Origin of the sequence: Microbacterium sp. STN6, assembly GCF_026410545.1 — a bacterium.
Taxonomy (GTDB): domain Bacteria; phylum Actinomycetota; class Actinomycetes; order Actinomycetales; family Microbacteriaceae; genus Root112D2.
Window position 1 is genome coordinate 199,822 of record NZ_JAPMIT010000002.1, and the last position, 17,620, is coordinate 217,441.

General features: G+C 67.5%; 11 protein-coding genes. 6 read left to right on the forward strand and 5 right to left on the reverse strand.

What is annotated here, in order from left to right:
• Window positions 1-41 precede the first annotated feature (41 nt).
• Window positions 42-3,149: an aminomethyl-transferring glycine dehydrogenase gene (gcvP, locus tag OSC27_RS06375; RefSeq protein ID WP_416348835.1), complete on the forward strand. Its 3,108-nt coding sequence runs from the start codon at window positions 42-44 to the stop codon at window positions 3,147-3,149.
• 81 nt (window positions 3,150-3,230) lie between these two features.
• On the opposite strand, the gene OSC27_RS06380 is transcribed toward gcvP, so the two are convergent.
• The gene (locus OSC27_RS06380) at window positions 3,231-4,028 is read right to left on the reverse strand and encodes a CPBP family intramembrane glutamic endopeptidase (RefSeq protein WP_267180618.1); all 798 of its coding nucleotides are present in this window, start codon (window positions 4,026-4,028) and stop codon (window positions 3,231-3,233) included.
• A 316-nt stretch (window positions 4,029-4,344) separates the two neighbouring features.
• On the opposite strand from OSC27_RS06380, the gene OSC27_RS06385 reads away from it, so the two are divergent.
• The 3 genes from OSC27_RS06385 (at window position 4,345) to OSC27_RS06395 (ending at window position 8,884) form a co-directional block, all read left to right on the forward strand.
• Window positions 4,345-6,162 (forward strand): ABC transporter family substrate-binding protein, encoded by a 1,818-nt coding sequence (locus tag OSC27_RS06385; RefSeq protein ID WP_267180619.1) that lies wholly within the window; start codon window positions 4,345-4,347, stop codon window positions 6,160-6,162.
• 89 nt (window positions 6,163-6,251) lie between these two features.
• A complete protein-coding gene (locus tag OSC27_RS06390; RefSeq protein WP_267180620.1) occupies window positions 6,252-7,781 on the forward strand; it encodes an ABC transporter permease in 1,530 nt (509 codons plus the stop codon).
• Complete coding sequence (locus OSC27_RS06395; RefSeq protein ID WP_323373972.1) at window positions 7,781-8,884, forward strand: ABC transporter permease; 1,104 nt, start codon at window positions 7,781-7,783, stop codon at window positions 8,882-8,884. Before OSC27_RS06390 ends, OSC27_RS06395 begins: the two co-directional genes overlap by 1 nt.
• 5 nt (window positions 8,885-8,889) lie before the next feature.
• Here OSC27_RS06395 and OSC27_RS06400 read toward each other — a convergent pair whose 3' ends face one another.
• Window positions 8,890-9,495: a PH domain-containing protein gene (locus OSC27_RS06400; protein WP_267180621.1), complete on the reverse strand. Its 606-nt coding sequence runs from the start codon at window positions 9,493-9,495 to the stop codon at window positions 8,890-8,892.
• Between the two features lie 95 nt (window positions 9,496-9,590).
• On the opposite strand from OSC27_RS06400, the gene OSC27_RS06405 reads away from it, so the two are divergent.
• Both OSC27_RS06405 and typA read left to right on the forward strand, forming a co-directional pair.
• Window positions 9,591-11,294, forward strand: coding sequence for an ABC transporter ATP-binding protein (locus tag OSC27_RS06405; RefSeq protein WP_267180622.1), 1,704 nt, complete (start codon window positions 9,591-9,593; stop codon window positions 11,292-11,294).
• Between the two features lie 170 nt (window positions 11,295-11,464).
• Complete coding sequence (gene typA / locus OSC27_RS06410) at window positions 11,465-13,369, forward strand: translational GTPase TypA (RefSeq protein ID WP_267180623.1); 1,905 nt, start codon at window positions 11,465-11,467, stop codon at window positions 13,367-13,369.
• Between the two features lie 48 nt (window positions 13,370-13,417).
• Here the strand turns inward: typA and efeB are convergent, their stop codons facing one another.
• From efeB to efeU, 3 genes are read right to left on the reverse strand one after another with little or no spacing between them, the layout of a single operon-like run.
• The gene (gene efeB / locus OSC27_RS06415; protein WP_267180624.1) at window positions 13,418-14,752 is read right to left on the reverse strand and encodes an iron uptake transporter deferrochelatase/peroxidase subunit; all 1,335 of its coding nucleotides are present in this window, start codon (window positions 14,750-14,752) and stop codon (window positions 13,418-13,420) included.
• Window positions 14,749-15,996, reverse strand: coding sequence for an iron uptake system protein EfeO (efeO, locus tag OSC27_RS06420; protein ID WP_267180625.1), 1,248 nt, complete (start codon window positions 15,994-15,996; stop codon window positions 14,749-14,751). The genes efeB and efeO overlap by 4 nt, the downstream gene beginning before the upstream one ends.
• A complete protein-coding gene (gene efeU, locus OSC27_RS06425; protein ID WP_267180626.1) occupies window positions 15,983-17,608 on the reverse strand; it encodes an iron uptake transporter permease EfeU in 1,626 nt (541 codons plus the stop codon). The genes efeO and efeU overlap by 14 nt, the downstream gene beginning before the upstream one ends.
• Window positions 17,609-17,620 lie beyond the last annotated feature (12 nt).

Genomic DNA, 17,620 nt, shown 5'->3' on the forward strand with positions numbered 1-17,620 from the left:
CAGACCGGCACATCGGCACCGATTCCGAGGCACGTGAGCGGATGCTCGCTGCGCTCGGCCACACATCGATCGACGAGCTCATGCGCGCGGCCCTGCCCGCGTCCATCCGCACCTCCGATCCCGCTGGTCGAGGAGGTCGCGACGTGGCCGTCTCGAGGCCACCCCTTCCCGAGCCCGATTCCGCTGGTCGAGGAGGTCGCGACGCGGCCGTCTCGAGGCCACTGCTGCCCGAGCCCGCGACCGAGATCGAGGCGCTCGCCGAACTCCGCGCCATCGCGAGTGCCAACACCCCGCGCCGCTCCATGATCGGCCTCGGCTACTACGGCACCATCACGCCCGCGGTGATCCGCCGTGACGTTCTGCAGAACCCCAGCTGGTACACCGCGTACACGCCGTACCAGCCCGAGATCTCGCAGGGCCGCCTCGAGGCGCTCCTCAACTTCCAGACGATGGTGGCCGACCTCACCGCACTCGACATCGCCAACGCGTCGATGCTCGACGAGGCCACTGCGGTCGCCGAGGGGATGCTGCTGGCCCGTCGCGCCTCGAAGTCGGCCTCGAACCGGTTCCTCGTCGACGCCGACGCGCTGCCGCAGACGAAGGCGGTGTTGCGCACGCGCGCCGAGGCGGTCGGAATCGAACTCATCGAGATCGACTTCGCCCCCGCCCAAGGCGGGTTGAGGAGCCGCGTAGCGGCGTCTCGAAACCCAATCCCCGACGCAGGCGGGCCCCGGAGCCGCGAAGCTGCGTCTCGAAACCCAACCCCCGAGTCCCTCATCCCCGACTGCTTCGGCCTCTTCATCCAGTACCCCGGCGCATCCGGCCGTGTCTGGAACCCCGCCGAGATCATCGCCGCCGCCCACGAGCAGAAGGCGCTCGCCGTGGTCGCCGCCGACCTCCTCGCCCTCACCCTGCTCACGCCGCCTGGCGAGCTCGGCGCCGACATCGCCGTCGGCACCACGCAGCGTTTCGGCGTGCCCATGGCATTCGGCGGCCCGCACGCCGGGTACATGGCCGTGCGCTCGGGCCTCGAGCGCCAGTTGCCGGGCCGCCTCGTTGGCGTGAGTCAGGATGCTGACGGCCACCGGGCATATCGCCTCACGCTGCAGACGCGCGAGCAGCACATCCGCCGCGAGAAGGCGACGAGCAACATCTGCACGGCGCAGGTGCTCCTTGCCGTCATGGCGGCCATGTACGCCGTGTATCACGGGCCCCTGAGCCTCGCGAACATCGCGCGCGACGTGCATGGGGCGGCAGCCTTCGCGGCCCGTGCCCTGCGCGCGCGAGGGCTGAACGTTCTCTCCGAGAACTACTTCGACACGCTCGCGGTGCGGGTGCTCGACGCGCGAGCCTGCGCCTTCCGAGCGCGCGAGCTCGGCATCCTCATCAATGTCGTGGACGACACCACCGTCACCGTGTCGTTCGATGAGGTGTCGGCGGCTGATCCTGCCGTGGTCTCAGACCTCGTCACCGCTCTCGCTCCCGACGCCACGATCGAGCCGATCCCGCTCGACGACCCCGCAATCTTCAGCCCGGCCAGCGGCAGCCCCGCCGCCTGGTCCGCCGTCGCACCGCACTCCTTCCACGACTTCCCGCGCGAGCTCGAGCGCACGAGCGTCTTCCTCACGCACCCGGTCTTCAACACGCACCACTCCGAGACCTCGATGATGCGCTACCTGAAGCGCCTCGCCGACAAGGACTACGCGCTCGACCGCGGCATGATCCCGCTCGGCTCGTGCACGATGAAGCTCAACGCCGCCGCCGAGATGGAGGCGATCACCTGGCCCGAGTTCGCCGACATCCACCCGTTCGCCCCGGCCGACGATGTGCGAGGCTACCTCGAGCTCATCGCGCAGCTCGAGGGCTGGCTTGCCGAGGTCACGGGCTACGACGCCGTCTCTCTGCAGCCGAACGCGGGCAGCCAGGGCGAGCTTGCCGGGCTCCTCGCCATCCGCGGGTACCATCGCTCTCGCGGCGACGAGGGCCGCACGGTCTGCCTGATCCCCTCGAGCGCGCACGGCACCAATGCGGCGTCCGCGGTGCTCGCGGGCATGCGCGTGGTCGTGGTCGCGTGCGACGACCTCGGCAACGTCGACCTCGACGATCTGCGCGCCAGGATCGCCCAGCACGCCGATGAGCTGGCTGCGCTCATGGTCACGTATCCGTCGACGCACGGCGTGTACGAGCACGAGATTCGTAGCATCACGGATGCGGTGCACGCCGCCGGCGGCCAGGTCTACGTCGACGGGGCCAACCTGAACGCCCTGCTCGGTTACGCCCGATTCGGCGATTTCGGCGGCGACGTCTCGCACCTCAACCTGCACAAGACGTTCTGCATCCCGCATGGCGGGGGAGGGCCGGGCGTGGGCCCGGTCGCCGCGAAGTCGCACCTGGCCGAGTTCCTGCCCAGCCATGCCGGTCGAGGCGCCGCCCTCGGCGGCGTCTCGAGACCCACCGAATCCTCCGCCGGGCGAGGAGCCGCCGTCGGCGGCGTCTCGAGACCCACCCCCCGCATCTCGGCCGCCCCGTTCGGCAGCCCGGGCATCCTGCCCATCAGCTGGGCGTACGTGCGCATGATGGGCGCCGAGGGCCTCACGCAGGCCACGGGCGCCGCTGTGCTCGCCGCCAATTACATCGCTGCGCGCCTGCGCGACCACTTCCCTGTGCTGTACGCGGGCGAGAGCGGGCTGGTCGCGCACGAGTGCATCCTCGACCTGCGCCCCCTCACGCAGGCGACGGGCATCACGGTCGACGATGTCGCGAAGCGCCTCATCGACTACGGCTTCCACGCGCCCACCATGAGCTTCCCGGTGCCGGGCACCCTCATGGTCGAGCCGACCGAGAGCGAGGACCTGCCCGAACTCGACCGCTTCATCGACGCCATGATCGCCATCAAAGCCGAAGCGGATGCCGTTCACGCAGGCCGCTGGCCGGCAGGAGACAACCCGCTCGTGGGTGCCCCGCACACGGCGCAGTGCGCCATCCGCTCAGACTGGAATCACGCGTACACGCGCGAGCAGGCCGTCTACCCGGCCGGGGTGCCGGCGGCCAAGTACTGGCCGCCGGTGCGCCGCATCGACCAGGCGTGGGGCGACCGCAACCTCTTCTGCGCGTGCCCACCCCCCGAGGCGTTCGAGCACGCGGGTTGAGGAGCCGCGCAGCGGCGTCTCGAAACCCGACTCCGGACGCAGGTTGATCAGCCGCGCAGCGGCGTCTCGAAACCCGACTCCTCAACCCCCGGCCACGCCGAACAACGCCGGCCACCACGCCACGGCCAGCGGATACCCCACGAACGAGATCACGTCGATCAGCCAGTGCGCGACCACGAGCGGCATCGTTCTACCCCAGCGCGTGTACACCCAGCCGAACACGACCCCCATGGCCACGTTGCCCACGAACGGCCCGATGCCCTGATACAGGTGGTAGCTGCCGCGCACGAGCGCGCTCGCTACGATGATCCACCACTTCGCCCACCCCAGCTGTGCCAACCGGGTGAAGAGGTAGCCGACCATGATCACCTCCTCCTGCAGCCCCGATCGCAGCGCCGCGAACACGAGCACGGGAATGGTCCACCAGTGCGGGTCGAGCGTCGACGCGTCGACCGCCACCGTGATGCCAAGCAGCCGCCCGCCGATGTAGAGGGCGAGGCCCGGTATGCCGATCAGTGCGACGAGCCCGAGGCCGCCCAGCGCATCGCGACCGGGCCGCGTGAAGTCGAGCCCGATGCGTCGCAGTCCGCTTGCCCCGGGCCGCCACAACAGAAAGATCACGAGGGCCACGGGGAACAGATCGAACGCCGGCGCGAGAACCTGATACGTGAAGTCGAGCCATTCCCGCGGGCTTTGCGACGGGTTCAGCGTCGCGGATTGATCCGACAGTGGCACCTTCGCCGTCAGCCGGGCAATGATCGCCACGATCGAATACACGGCCGAGGCCCCCAGGGAGAGGCCGAGAACGATCGCGATCTCCCACCACAGGCGACGACGAGCGGATGCCGCCTCCGCGCCTTCCACGTCGAGTTTCTGCACGCACGCATCCTCTCACCACGCGTGCCGCCACGCGTCCCCACGCGTCGCCCGCCCCGCGAGGCGTCGCTCATCTCATCGCCCGCGCGAAAGCACGGCGATGCGCAGCGGCGCGAGGCCGCGGATCGCCTCGCGCCGGCATCCGATTTGCTCATATGAGCAGCACGATGCAAAATTGCGCTCATATCGTTACCACTGTGTAACGTTTTTGAACGTAGTTTTGCCTCAGGACACAGGGAAACTTAGTGTCATGTGTAATGACTGCGTCGCGTGACAAAACCCTTGCCGCCGGCGTTAGCACCAGCTCCCAGGAGGAAAATTGAAGATCAGACGAATTGCCGTTGCCGCGGCGATGATGGGCGCAGGTGCCCTGATTCTCACCGGCTGCTCGGCACCGAAATCGTCGGAGCTCGAGAAGAGCACGTCGTTGTCCGTTGCGTGGAACCAGCCGTTCTACTCGTACAACAACAACTCATCTACGGGTAACAACGTCACGAACGCGAACATTCGCTACCTGACGAGCTCCTGGTTCAACTACTACGACAACAAGTCAAACCTGGTCAACGACACCTGGTTCGGCACCGTCAAGAAGACGTCGGATGACCCGCTGACCGTTAAGTACACGATCAACAAGGGCGTCACGTGGTCAGATGGCACGCCCGTCGATTCGGCCGACCTCATGCTGGCGTGGGTCGCGCAGTCCGGCGTGTACAACGACAAGAACGTCGAGCCGAAGCTTGACGACAATGGCAACGTCACCAACCAGAAGGAACTCGACAACGCGGTGTACTTCAACTCCGCAGCGCAGGGCACCGGGTTGGCGAACGCTCCGACAGTCCCGAAGATCGGCGATGACGGTCGCTCGCTCACGGTGACGTACAAGACGCCTGATGTCGGCTGGGAGATCAACATGGCCGCCGACCTTCCCGCGCACGCGGTGATGGAGGTCGCTGACCCGTCGATCACCGACGCGCAGAAGGCGAAGGATGCACTGGTCAAGGCCGTGCAGACCGACGACGCAGCCGTGCTGAAGAAGGTCTCCGCCACGTGGAACACCGCGTTCGACATGAGCGGCAACCTGCCCAGCAACAAGATGCTGTTCCTCTCGGACGGTCCCTACGTGGTCACCGGTCTGAAGAAGGATCAGTACATCACGCTGAAGGCGAACGACAAGTACGACGGCGACCACAAGGCGCAGGTCAAGAACCTGACGGTTCGCTTCATTCCTGACGCGCTGTCGGAGGTGCAGGCCCTGCAGAACGGCGAGGTCTCGATCATCCAGCCGCAGTCGACGCAGGATGTGCAGAAGGCACTCGACAAGATCAAGAACGTCAAGACGTCCAACATCGGCGCGTCCACGTACGAGCACGTCGACCTGACGTTCAACAACGGCGGCCCGTTCGACCCCGCCACGTACGGTGGCGACGCCGCCAAGGCGCAGCTGGTGCGTGAGGCGTTCCTGCTCACGGTTCCTCGCGACAAGATCCTCGACCAGCTGATCAAGCCGCTGAACCCGAACGCTGTCGTCGACAACTCGCAGACGCAGCTGCCCGGCACGTCGACGTACGACGACATGATCAAGGCGAACGACTCGTCGATGTACGCCAAGACCGACATCGACAAGGCCAAGTCGCTTCTCGCACAGGCTGGCGTCACCACGCCCGTCAACGTGAAGTTCATGTACGACAACACGAACCCGCGTCGCGTGAACGAGTTCGCGCTGATCCAGGCCTCCGCGAAGGATGCCGGGTTCAACGTTGTCGACTCCGGCAATAAGAACTGGTCGTCGCTGCTCGGCAACAAGAGCTACGACGCGATCGTGTTCGCATGGCAGAACACCGGCACGAACGTGACCCAGGCGCAGGCGACATTCCAGGGTGATGCCGGTAACAACTTCAACGGTTACAACAACGCCCAGGTGAATGATCTGTGGAACCAGATTGCCAAGACTCTCGACGAGAGCAAGCAGCAGGAGCTTCTCCGCAAGATGGAGAAGATCGTCTATGACGACGCGTACGGCCTGACGCTGTACCAGTTCCCGCAGATCACCGCGTGGAGCAACGACGTGTCGGGTGTCTCCGACGCACCGCTGTCGCCCACCTACTTCTGGAACTTCTGGGAGTGGCAGACTAAGTAGTCGGCCGAATCAGGTGATTCCTCGGGTGTCAGTCCGTCACGGGCTGGCACCCGAGGGTCTGGAAGCTTCAGTCCTAGGTAGGACAACATATGTTCACATTCATTCTTCGGCGACTCGGCATCGGCCTCGTCGTGCTCTTCGTCGCCTCGTACCTCATGTACCTGCTGACGGCGTACTCGGGCGATCCGCTTGCTGACCTGCGCACGAGCACAGCGCTCAACAAAGGGCAGCTGATTGAGGCGCGCAGCGATCTTCTTGATCTGGGCGTTCCCCCGTACCTGCGGTACTTCATCTGGCTGGGCGGCGTGCTCAAGGTCTTCATCGGCCAGTTCACGCTGGGGGTCGACCCCACCGGCGCGCAGGTGACCGGCCAGCTCGGGGCGGCCATGACGTCCACGCTTCAGCTCGTGACCCTTTCCGAGTTCCTCGGCCTCTTCATCGGCGTCGTCATCGGCATCACGACGGCGCTGCGCCAGTACTCGGGGTACGACTACACCGTGACGTTCGCGTCCTTCCTGTTCTTCTCGCTCCCCGTCTTCTGGCTGGCCGCGATGCTCAAGCAGTACGTGGCCATCGGCTTCAACGACTTCCTCGCCGAGCCCGCGATACCCTGGCCGGTGATCATCGTGCTGAGCCTCATCAGTGCCGTGGTCTGGCAGGGCATCCTCGGAGGCAGCTGGGCGAAGCGAGGCCTGACCGCGGCGGTCGCGTTCGCATCCGCTCTCGTGGTTCTGTGGTTCCTCGACGCGAGCAACTGGTTCACCGACCCGAGCCTCGGCCCGATCGTCTGCGCGGGCATCGGTGTCGGCATCGCCTTCATCGTCACGGCGCTGTCGACGGGCATCAAGGATCGGCGTGCGCTGTATTCGTCGCTGGTCACGGTCGCCATCGGAATGGCGCTCTACTATCCGCTGCAGTACGTCTACGTCGACGCCAGCGTGTGGACGATCCTGCTTCTCGCGGTGATTGCGGCGGGTGTCGGCATTCTCGTCGGCTGGCTGTTCCGTGGCCCCGATCGCTGGCGCTCTGCCAGAACGGCGGCGATCACGGCGGTGAGCCTCGGCTTCATCTTCTTCGTCGACCGTGCCATGGGCTCCTGGCAGGTGTTCGCGACCAGCAGCTTCGTGCACGGACGCCCGATCGCTACGATCGGCTCATCGACGCCGCAGCTGAACGGTGACCTGTGGATCTCGGTGCTCGACTCGTACTCGCACCTGCTGCTGCCCACGCTGTGTCTCGTTCTGGTGAGTCTCGCGAGTTACTCGCGGTACTCCCGTGCCTCGACCCTCGAGGTCATGAACCAGGACTACATTCGCACCGCACGGGCCAAGGGGCTCACCGAGCGCACGGTGGTCATGCGGCATGCGTTCCGTAACTCACTGATCCCGGTGACCACGCTTCTGACACTGGATATCGGCGCGCTCATCGGTGGCGCAGTGATCACGGAGCACGTCTTCGGCTGGAGCGGAATGGGGGCGCTCTTCAACATCGCCCTCGACAAGGTGGATGTGAACTCGGTGATGGGCTTCTTCCTCGTCACCGGCGCCACCGTGATTGTCTTCAACCTGATCGCAGATGTGCTGTACTCGGCACTCGACCCGCGGATTCGAGTCTCCTGATGCCTGATAAGAACAACGACCCAGAACGAGACCGGCTCGGCCCCGTTCCCTCGACGAACCTCGAGCCGGGCATGGACGCGAACGTCACCGGCAACGAGCAGACGTCGATCGAGATGCGGGATGTGGCCGGCCTCAGCCAGGGCCGCATCGTCTTCCGCCGGTTCGTCCGCAACCGCCCTGCCATGATCGCGTTGGTCGTGCTGGTGCTCACCGCGATCCTGGCGTACAGCTCGGTCGGCATCGACGCCCTCGGTCTCAGGATCCCGGGCTGGTGGAAGTGGGGCTGGAACTCGCCACTCCCTCCGGTCAACGGGGGTGAGCCCACCATGACGCTTTGGCCGTTCTCGCTCGGGGAGCACCCGTTCGGCCAGGATCCCGTGGGCCGAGACAACTTTGCCAACGTGATGCGCGGCACGCAGCAGTCGCTTATGGTCATCGTTGTCATCGGCGTCGTCTCCACGGCGATCGGTGTCGTGCTCGGTGCCATCGCCGGCTACTATCGCCGATTCATCGACTCGCTGATCATGCGCCTGACCGACGTCGTGCTGATCATCCCTGTGCTTGTCATCGGTGCCGTCGTCGGATCGATGTCGCAGAATTCGGGTGTGAAGCTGGGGTCGTTCGGTCTTGCGCTGTTCCTCGCGCTGGTCACCTGGCCGAGCCTCGCGCGTTTCGTGCGTGCCGAGTTCCTGTCGCTTCGCGAGCGTGAGTTCGTTGATGCGGCGCGTATGGCGGGCGCCGGTGATACGCGCATCATCTTCCGTCATATCCTGCCGAACGCCGTCGGCGTGATCATCGTCAACGCGACCCTGCTCATGGCCGCGGCGATCCTGCTGGAGACCGCGCTGGACTACCTGGGCTTCGGTGTGCGGGCACCCGACACTTCTCTTGGTCTGCTGATCAGCAACTATCAGGAGTCATTCAGCACGAGCCCGTGGCTGTTCTGGTGGCCGGGCGTGTTCATCATCATCATCGCCCTGAGCATCAACTTCATCGGCGACGGGCTGCGTGACGCGTTCGACCCGCGCCAGAAGCGCAAGATCGGCCGCCGGGCGAAGGCGCAGAAGAAGGCGCTGATCCCGGTCGCGGTGCGCGAGCCGTGACGCTCCTAGAGCGCGCTGATCACGACAAGAGCGACGAGCGCCACGAGTACCGCGAGGCGCACCCAGTGCACGCGCGTGTTCGGGGCATCGAATTCGGGCCGAGCATTGTCGAGGTGTCCCGCGTCTCTCAGGGCCTCCCATTGGCGCCGGATCACGGTCGCGGCCGCTCCGGAATCCGACGTGGGAATATCGCCCGGGCGAATGGCGCCGCCGGCGTAGGCGCTCTCCGGCAGGTGCTTGAGTTCACCCCGGCTCTGGTTCATCGATGCGTAGCGGCCCGGGGCCGCCGCGGCCCACGCCGTGAAGCGGCCGTCGCGGGTGTAGACCTGCAGCGCCCACTTGGTGTCGATGCGCACGATCTGCGCCCACTCGAGCCGTACCTCGCGTACCGGGTTGTCGAGAACGACCTCGCCCGGCGAGACCCGCACGGTCGGCGCCCAGTAGAGAAACCAGCCCAGATAGCCGATCAGCGCGGGGATCGCGGCGTGTGGCAGCATCGCCACGGGGCCGATCTGGATGATTCCCGCGACGAGTATGGCCAGCCCGAACAGGGCAAGCCCCACGGAGATGACCTTTCCGCTGAGTGGGCGCAGGACGGCTTCTTCGAGCATGCACTCATCGTTGCAGATGGTGCCGTACGATCGCCGCATGGCCAGTGGCGCCGAGCGCGCCGCCACATGACCACACAGACAGGAAGAGCAGACGAATGACTGAGACGGCGCAGACTGCCGATGTGACGCAGCCGGGCGACGGACCCGTTCTCGAGGTATCTGGACTCAACGTGGAGTTCTGGGTTGAGGGCGAGTGGTATCCGGCGGCGGTCGACGTGGGCTACGAGGTGCAGGCGGGCCGCGTGATGGCCATCGTGGGCGAATCCGGCTCGGGCAAGAGCACGAGTTCGATGGCGATGCTCGGGCTGCTGCCCGACAACGCGCGCGTCAGCGGCAGCGTCAAGCTGCGCGGCAAAGAGATCCTGGGGCTCACCCCGGGCAAGCTGCGTGAGGTGCGCGGCAACGACGTGTCGGTCATCTTCCAGGAGCCGATGACGGCGCTGAACCCCGTCTACACGGTCGGGTTCCAACTGGTGGAGGCACTTCGCATCCACCTGCCGATCGGACCGCACGAGGCCGAGGACCGCGCCATCGAGCTGCTCGAGATGGTCGGAATCCCCGATCCGAAGTCATCGTTCAAGAAGTACCCGCACCAGCTCTCGGGTGGCCAGCGCCAGCGCGTCATGATCGCCCAGGCCATCTCGTGCGATCCCGCTCTGCTCATCGCCGACGAGCCGACGACCGCGCTCGACGTGACGGTGCAGGCCGAGATCCTCGAGCTTATGCGCGACCTGCACACCAGGCTCAACTCCGGCATCGTGCTCATCACGCACGACATGGGTGTCGTCGCCGATCTCGCCGACGACATCATCGTGATGAAGGAGGGGCGGGTTCTGGAGCGCGGCACGGTTCGCGGCGTCTTCAGCGACCCCCAGCATCCGTACACCAAAGAGCTGCTCGCCGCCGTGCCGCACCTCGGCGTCTCGAACAGCATGGTGCAGCAGCTCGCGCCCGAGGCCCACAACGAGGCGCCGATTCTGCAGATGCGCGACCTGGTCGTGGAGTACCCCGGCAAGCGCGGCGTTCCGGCGTTCCGAGCGGTCGACAGCGTGAACCTCGAGATCTTCCCGTCAGAGATCGTCGGCCTCGTTGGCGAGTCCGGCTCCGGCAAGACCACGCTGGGCCGCGCCGCGACCGGGCTGCTGCCCGTGACATCCGGTGACCTCACCATCAACGGGCACGACATGCGATCCGTCGGTCACAAGGAACTGCGCGAGCTGCGCCGCAAGATCGGCCTCGTGTTCCAGGACCCGGGATCGTCGCTCAACCCGCGCATGCCGATCGGTCAGTCGATCGGTGAGCCGATCCTGCTGACCGAGAAGGTCAAGGGGCAGAAGCTCGAGCGGCGCATCGAGCAACTGCTCGACTCGGTTGAACTCGCGCGCATGTACCGCAACCGCTACCCGCACGAACTCTCGGGAGGCCAGCGCCAGCGCGTCGGTATCGCCCGCGCACTCGCCCTGGAGCCGGACCTGCTCGTCGCCGACGAGCCGACCAGCGCGCTCGACGTGTCGGTGCAGGCGCGATTCCTCGAACTGCTTACGGGCCTGCAGGAGAAGCTGAAGTTCGCCTGCCTGTTCATCAGCCACGACCTCGCGGTCGTCGACCAGCTGTCGCACCGCATCGCGGTCATGTACCACGGCAAGATCGTCGAGCAGGGCACGAGCGATGAGATCCTGCGGGCGCCGAAGGATCCGTACACGCAGCGCCTGATCGCGGCCGTGCCGCTTCCCGATCCCGACCAGCAGGCGGAGCGTCGCGAGCAGCGGCGAGCCACGATCGCGGGGCACGTCAGCTAGACCGCTGAGGCCCGCTTTTGGGCCCTCAGCGTGCGCACGGGGCGCGACACGGTAGAATTGCTCGGTGGTGCTGGCAGGATGCCGCATCCGCTTCTCATTTGCAGCCGTCTCTCGCGTCGATGAACGCCGCGCACGCGCCCTGCTCACCTGACCACACTGAGGATTCCTTCATGGCTCTCGCCCATCGCCCCGACCTCCGGAACGTCGCTATCGTCGCGCACGTCGACCACGGCAAGACGACCCTCGTCGACGCGATGCTGAGGCAGACCAACTCGTTCGCGGAGCACTCGCACGTCGAAGAGCGCGCCATGGATTCGAACGAGCTGGAGCGCGAGAAGGGCATCACCATTCTCGCGAAGAACACCGCGATCTCGTACAAGGGCGTGCACGCCACGAACGGGCCCATCACGATCAACGTGATCGACACTCCCGGCCACGCCGACTTCGGCGGCGAGGTGGAGCGCGGGCTGTCGATGGTCGACGGCGTCGTGCTGCTCGTCGACGCGAGCGAGGGTCCGCTGCCGCAGACCCGCTTCGTGCTGCGCAAGGCGCTCGAGGCGAAGCTGCCCGTCATTCTGCTGGTGAACAAGACCGACCGGCCGGATGCCCGCATTGACGAGGTGGTCACCGAGAGCCAGGACCTGCTTCTCGGTCTGGCCAGCGACCTGTCGGAGGATCTGCCCGATCTCGACCTCGACGCCATTCTCGACGTTCCCGTGGTCTACGCCTCTGGGCGCAACGGTGCCGCGAGTCTGAACAAGCCCGCGAACGGCGAGCTGCCAGACAACGACGACCTCGAGCCGCTGTTCGAGGCGATCCTCGAGCACATCCCGGCGCCGACCTACGACGACGAGGCGCCCCTGCAGGCGCATGTCACCAACCTCGACGCGTCGCCGTTCCTCGGCCGCCTCGCGCTGCTGCGCATCTTCAACGGCACTCTGAAGAAGGGCCAGACGGTGGCGTGGGTGCGTCACGACGGCGAGGTGCACAGCGTGCGCGTCACCGAGCTGATGATGACCAAGGCTCTCGACCGCTATCCGGCCGAGAGTGGCGGCCCCGGCGACATCGTGGCGGTGGCCGGCTTCGCCGACATCATGATCGGCGATACGCTGGCCGACCCGGAAGACGTTCGCCCGCTGCCCGCGATCCACGTCGACGAGCCCGCCATCTCGATGACGATCGGCACCAACACCTCGCCGCTGGTCGGCAAGGTGAAGGGCCACAAGCTCACCGCCCGCATGGTGAAGGACCGGCTCGACCGGGAGCTCGTCGGCAACGTGTCGCTGCGCGTGCTCGACATCGGCCGCCCGGACGCGTGGGAGGTGCAGGGCCGTGGCGAACTCGCGCTCGCCATTCTCGTCGAGCAGATGCGTCGTGAGGGCTACGAGCTCACGGTGGGCAAACCGCAGGTGGTCACGCGTCGCGTCGACGGCAAGGTGCACGAGCCGTACGAGCACCTCACCATCGACGTGCCGGAGGAGCACCTGGGCGCCATCACGCAGCTGCTCGCCGCGCGCAAGGGCCGCATGGAGAACATGGCGAACCACGGCACCGGCTGGGTTCGCATGGAGTTCATCGTGCCGTCGCGCGGCCTCATCGGGTTCCGCACCGAGTTCCTCACGATCACTCGCGGCACCGGCATCGCCAACGCCATCTCGCACGGCTACGACGAGTGGGCGGGCACCATCGTCACCCGCAACAACGGCTCCATCGTCGCCGATCGCGCCGGTGTGGTCACGCCGTTCGCCATCATCGCCCTGCAGGAGCGCATGACGTTCTTCGTCAACCCCACCGAAGAGGTGTACGAGGGCATGGTCATCGGCGAGAACTCGCGCGGTGAAGACATGGACGTGAACATCACCAAGGAGAAGAAGCTCACCAACATGCGGCAGTCGACGGCCGACAACTTCGAGTCGATGACCCCGTCGCGCCAGCTCACGCTTGAGGAGAGCCTCGAGTTCGCCCGCGAAGACGAGTGTGTCGAGGTCACGCCCGAGATGGTGCGCATTCGCAAGGTCGAGCTCGACGCGCACACGCGTGCCCGCGCCACGGCCCGCCAGAAGAAGCAGGACTAGCAGCGCCGGCAAGGGCGGCCGCCGACCGGCGCGCCGCCCTTCCTGCACCTACGCGAACAGCCGTTCGCCGATGTAGTGGCCGGGCCTGGGTGCCGGCGGCACCGCGAAGAGCGCCGAGCCGATGTGTGCGATGTACTCATTCAGCCGGTCGGATGCGCCCAGCCGCCGCTGCAGCGCCACAAAGTGCTGCGGGTCACGCATGTACGCGATGAACAGCAGCCCGGCGTCGAGCTGGCCGACCTGACTGATGCCGTCGGTGTAGTTGTATGAGCGACGCAGGATCTTGATGCCGTCGTTGTTCTCGTGCGCGGCGAGCGCCACATGCGAGCGCTGCGGCATCACCGGCTCGCCGTGGCGCATGGCACTGAAGTCGGGAGTGTCCTTCTCGCGGCTGCCGCTGAGCGGTGCCCCCTCTGACTTGGTGCGACCGAAGATCTGCTGCTGGTCCCCGATGGGGTCGGCATCCCAGATCTCAATGTTCATCTGGATCTTGCGGACCACCTGGTACGTACCGCCCGACATCCAGCCGGCATCATTCAGCCACACGAATCTCTCGTACTCGTCGTCGCTCGTGATGTTGCGGGTGCCGTCCTTGAAGCCGAGCAGGTTGCGTGGCGTCGACTGGTGGGGGCCCGCCGAGGCGCGGCCGAATCCCATGACGGTCCAGCGCGTGTTCACCGTGCCCCGACCCATGCGGGCCAGGTCGCGAATGGCGTGGTAAGCCACCTGCGGGTCGTCGGCGCACGCCTGCAGGCTGAGATCGCCGCCGCTCAACTCGGGCTTCAGCTGGTCGCTCGGCAGCGTGGGCAGCGGGGTCAGCAGGGCTGGGCGCCGGTTGGCGAGCCCGAACCGGTCGTCGAAAACGCCGGGGCCGAAGCCCAGCGTCACGGTGAGCGCGTTGGGCCCGAGGTCGGCAGCCTCGCCCGTGTCGGCAGCCACCGCGCCGGCCCGCGCCGGCTGCACGGCCCCGATGCTCTTGCCCTGCATGAGCTGGGCGATCGCGGCGGACCAGCGCGCGAGCAGTGTCTGCAGCTCGAGCTGTGTGGTGCCGTCGACGAGGTCGAAGGTCATGTAGATGCAGTACCGCTGCGGCTCTGTGCGGATTCCGACCTGGTGAGCGCCGCCGTAGAAGGGGTACGCGCGCGCCTCGCCCACGGCATCCGCGTCGCCGGGGGTCGCATCGGCCGCGTGTGCCGCCGCGAGCGTGCCGGCCACCCCGCCGAGCGCGCCGAGCGCGACGCCGCCGGCCGCGGACGCGAAGAACCCGCGGCGGCTGAGGCCACGGCCACCGCCGGCGGCATCCGCCGCGTGCTCGGCGGTCGCGTGCTCGGCGCTCGCATGCTCCGCGGTCGCGTGCTCGTCTGGTGGGTGTTGCTCGGTCACCGGGCCGTCGCGACCTTCTCGGCGATGCGCGAGAGCGGGTCCTGCAGCGCCTGCACCGCCTGGCTCAGCCGGTTGGCGTCGGATGCTTTGAGTTCAGCTGTGTACGCCGCGTAGCCGCCAAGCGCCGCCGGGTCGCGGTAGCCGTCGAGCATCGTGCGCACGCGGTCGAACTGCGTGCTGATGGTCGCGACGAGGCCGGAGTCGATCTTCTTCAGCCCCGGCTCGAGAAACGCGAACGACTGCTGGGCACCCTCGACATTGGCCGCGAAGTCAACGAGGTCGATGTGGCTGTACGCCTCCTCCTCGCCCTTGATCTTGTTCGCCTGAACCTCCTCGAGCAGGCCGGCGGCGCCGTTCGCGAGATCTTCAGGCTTGAACTCGAGCGTCTTCACGAGAGAGTCGAGCCGGCCGACATTGGTCTTCAGCTCGCTCGAGAGCTGCCTGGTCGTCGCCGTGATCGCGCCCGCCTGGAAGAGGTCGCGCTCGACGGCATGGAATCCGTGCCAGCCGACCGCGTCATCGAGATTGGATGCGCGCATGTCGACGAGGTAGTCGAGGTTGCCGGCGTTGTCGGTGGCGTCGTGCCCGGGCAGCACGAAGCCGTCGACGTCGGTCTCGATGCGCTCGTAGAACGGCCGGGCGGCCGCGTACGCCTTCTGCGCCGCGGCGACGTCGCCCGCCTGCACGGCGTCGTCGAGCCGGCCGACGGCCTCAACCATGCCGGCGACCTGCGTGTCGACGTACGTCGCGTAGTCGCTCGCGCCCTGCTGCAGCAGCGTCTGCACGCTGCCAGCCGGCTTTGCGGCAGCCTTGCCGGTGACCGTGAACGTCTGCGTCTCCTTGACGGCGCCGGGGCAGTAGACCTGGTACGTGCCGCCGCCCAGCGTCACGGTGAAGGTGACGGGCGCGAGGCCCGGCGCCAGGTTCTCCTTCTCGCCGAGAATGCGCTCGTGGCTCTGCAGCTCCACCTCGGTGATGCCGGTCGCGCTCTCGTTCTTCACGGTGAAGGTGATGGGGCCGGCGGCCGCCGTGGCGTGATCGAGCGTGCACGTGTCTGCGTCGCCATCGTTCGCGAGGGTGATCGTGACGCGGCTGACGTCCGAGGCCCGCTTCGCGTCGGCGCCGCCGGAGGTGGCGGCGCATCCGCTGAGTGCGGTGGCCACAAGGGCGGCACCGGCCAGGGCGACGGCGACAGCCCGGGCGGGCGTGGTGCGGCGCCTGATCGTGGGTCTACTCGTGTGCATAACGGGTGCTCCTCGGCACGGGAATGGCGGCAGGGGTGGGCGGAACGATCGGGCCGTGTGGCTCGCTCGCCCGGCGGCTCTGCCTGGCGTGTCGAGTGGCGTGAACCGCGAGCACCAGCGCCGCGGCGAGAAGGGTGAGGGGCAGCCACAGGCGCCAGAGCAACAGCTCTCGGGCCGCGCTGGCGGTGGCGGTGATCGAGGCGGTCACGGCCGACACACGAGCGGATGCCGCATGCCAGCCTGCGTCGTCGGTGACCCCCAGCGAGCGGGCGGCTCCCAGGCCGCCGCCGGAGACCGTGGCGACGGTGCGAGACACGGCCCTCGCGTCGAGCAGCCCGCCGTCGGCGCTCCAGGCGGTGACGGCGATCGTGCGCGTCCACTCCGCGTGGAAGGGCCCGGGGTTGCGGGCCGCGTCGATGCCGACCGGCAGCCTGCCGCCGTTCAGCGCGACGAGCTGGTCAAGCGTGAGGGTGCGCGGGCGGTCCGCGGGGGAGTCGGTGATCGTGCGCGACCAGCGTGCGTCGGCGCCGGTGCGCGTGGTGGCGGAGCGGTCGGCCGCCGTGAAGTCGACGGTGAGCGCCCGTGCGGCGCTGCCCGAGAGTGTGAGGCGGGCGGCGGCATCCGTTCGCTCGTTCGCGGTGAATGTGCCCGCGCTGAACGTGCCCGTGCGGAATGTGACCGTGCCGCCCCCGGTGACCGGGGCGCTCTCGGGCACGTGCGCGGGCGACGCTGTCGGCACCGCGAGCACGAGTGCGGCGGCGGCCACGGCGAGGGCGGCGGCGCCGAGGAGCGGGGCACGTACCGGGTGCGGGCGGGCCGCCCGGGCCGGCCAGAGCGAGTATGCGAGCACGGGCACGAGGTAGAGCAGCCAGGCGAGCAGCTCGATGACGCGGGGGTCGGCGGGCATGCCGAGAACGCCGGTGACGAGTGCGGCCTGCACCGAGCCGTGTGGCGCGAGCCAGGTGAGGTCGAGCGTGTGCTGCTGCCCGATCGTGACCCAGCCAGCCTCGTGCGCCGTGCGGGTGGCGCTGAGAACGAGCCCGGCGGCGACGAAGACCAGGAACACGCCCGTCGCGTTGAAGAACCGGCCGAGATTGAGCTTCACGCCGCCCGTGTAGAGGCCGATGCCGACGACGACGGCCGAGAGAATGCCGATGACGGCGCCGAACGCCGCCGCGGCGGTGCTGGTGGACGCCTGGAAGGTGGCGAGCAGGAACACCGAGGTCTCGAAGCCCTCCTTCAGCACCGCGAGGAACGCCATGCCGGCCAGCGCCCAGTGCGCGCCGGAGCCGAGCGCCGCGGCCGCCTCACGTTCGAGCTCGCGCTTCATGCCGCGGGCGTGCGTCTTCATCCACGCGATCATGCCCGTCACGAAGACCACCGCGACGAGCCCGATGATCGTCTCCATGCCCTCCTGCTGCGACTGCGGCAGCGAGGCGGCGACCGCCTGCAGGGTGACGCCGACGCCGACGCTCAGCAGCACCGCGGTGCCGACGCCGAGCCACATGGGCCTCAGCGACGCGCCGTTGCGGCGCAGGAACGCCGCGATGATGCCGACGATGAGGGCGGCCTCGAGGCCCTCGCGCAGGCCGATGACGAACGTTGCGAGCACGACGGCCTTCCG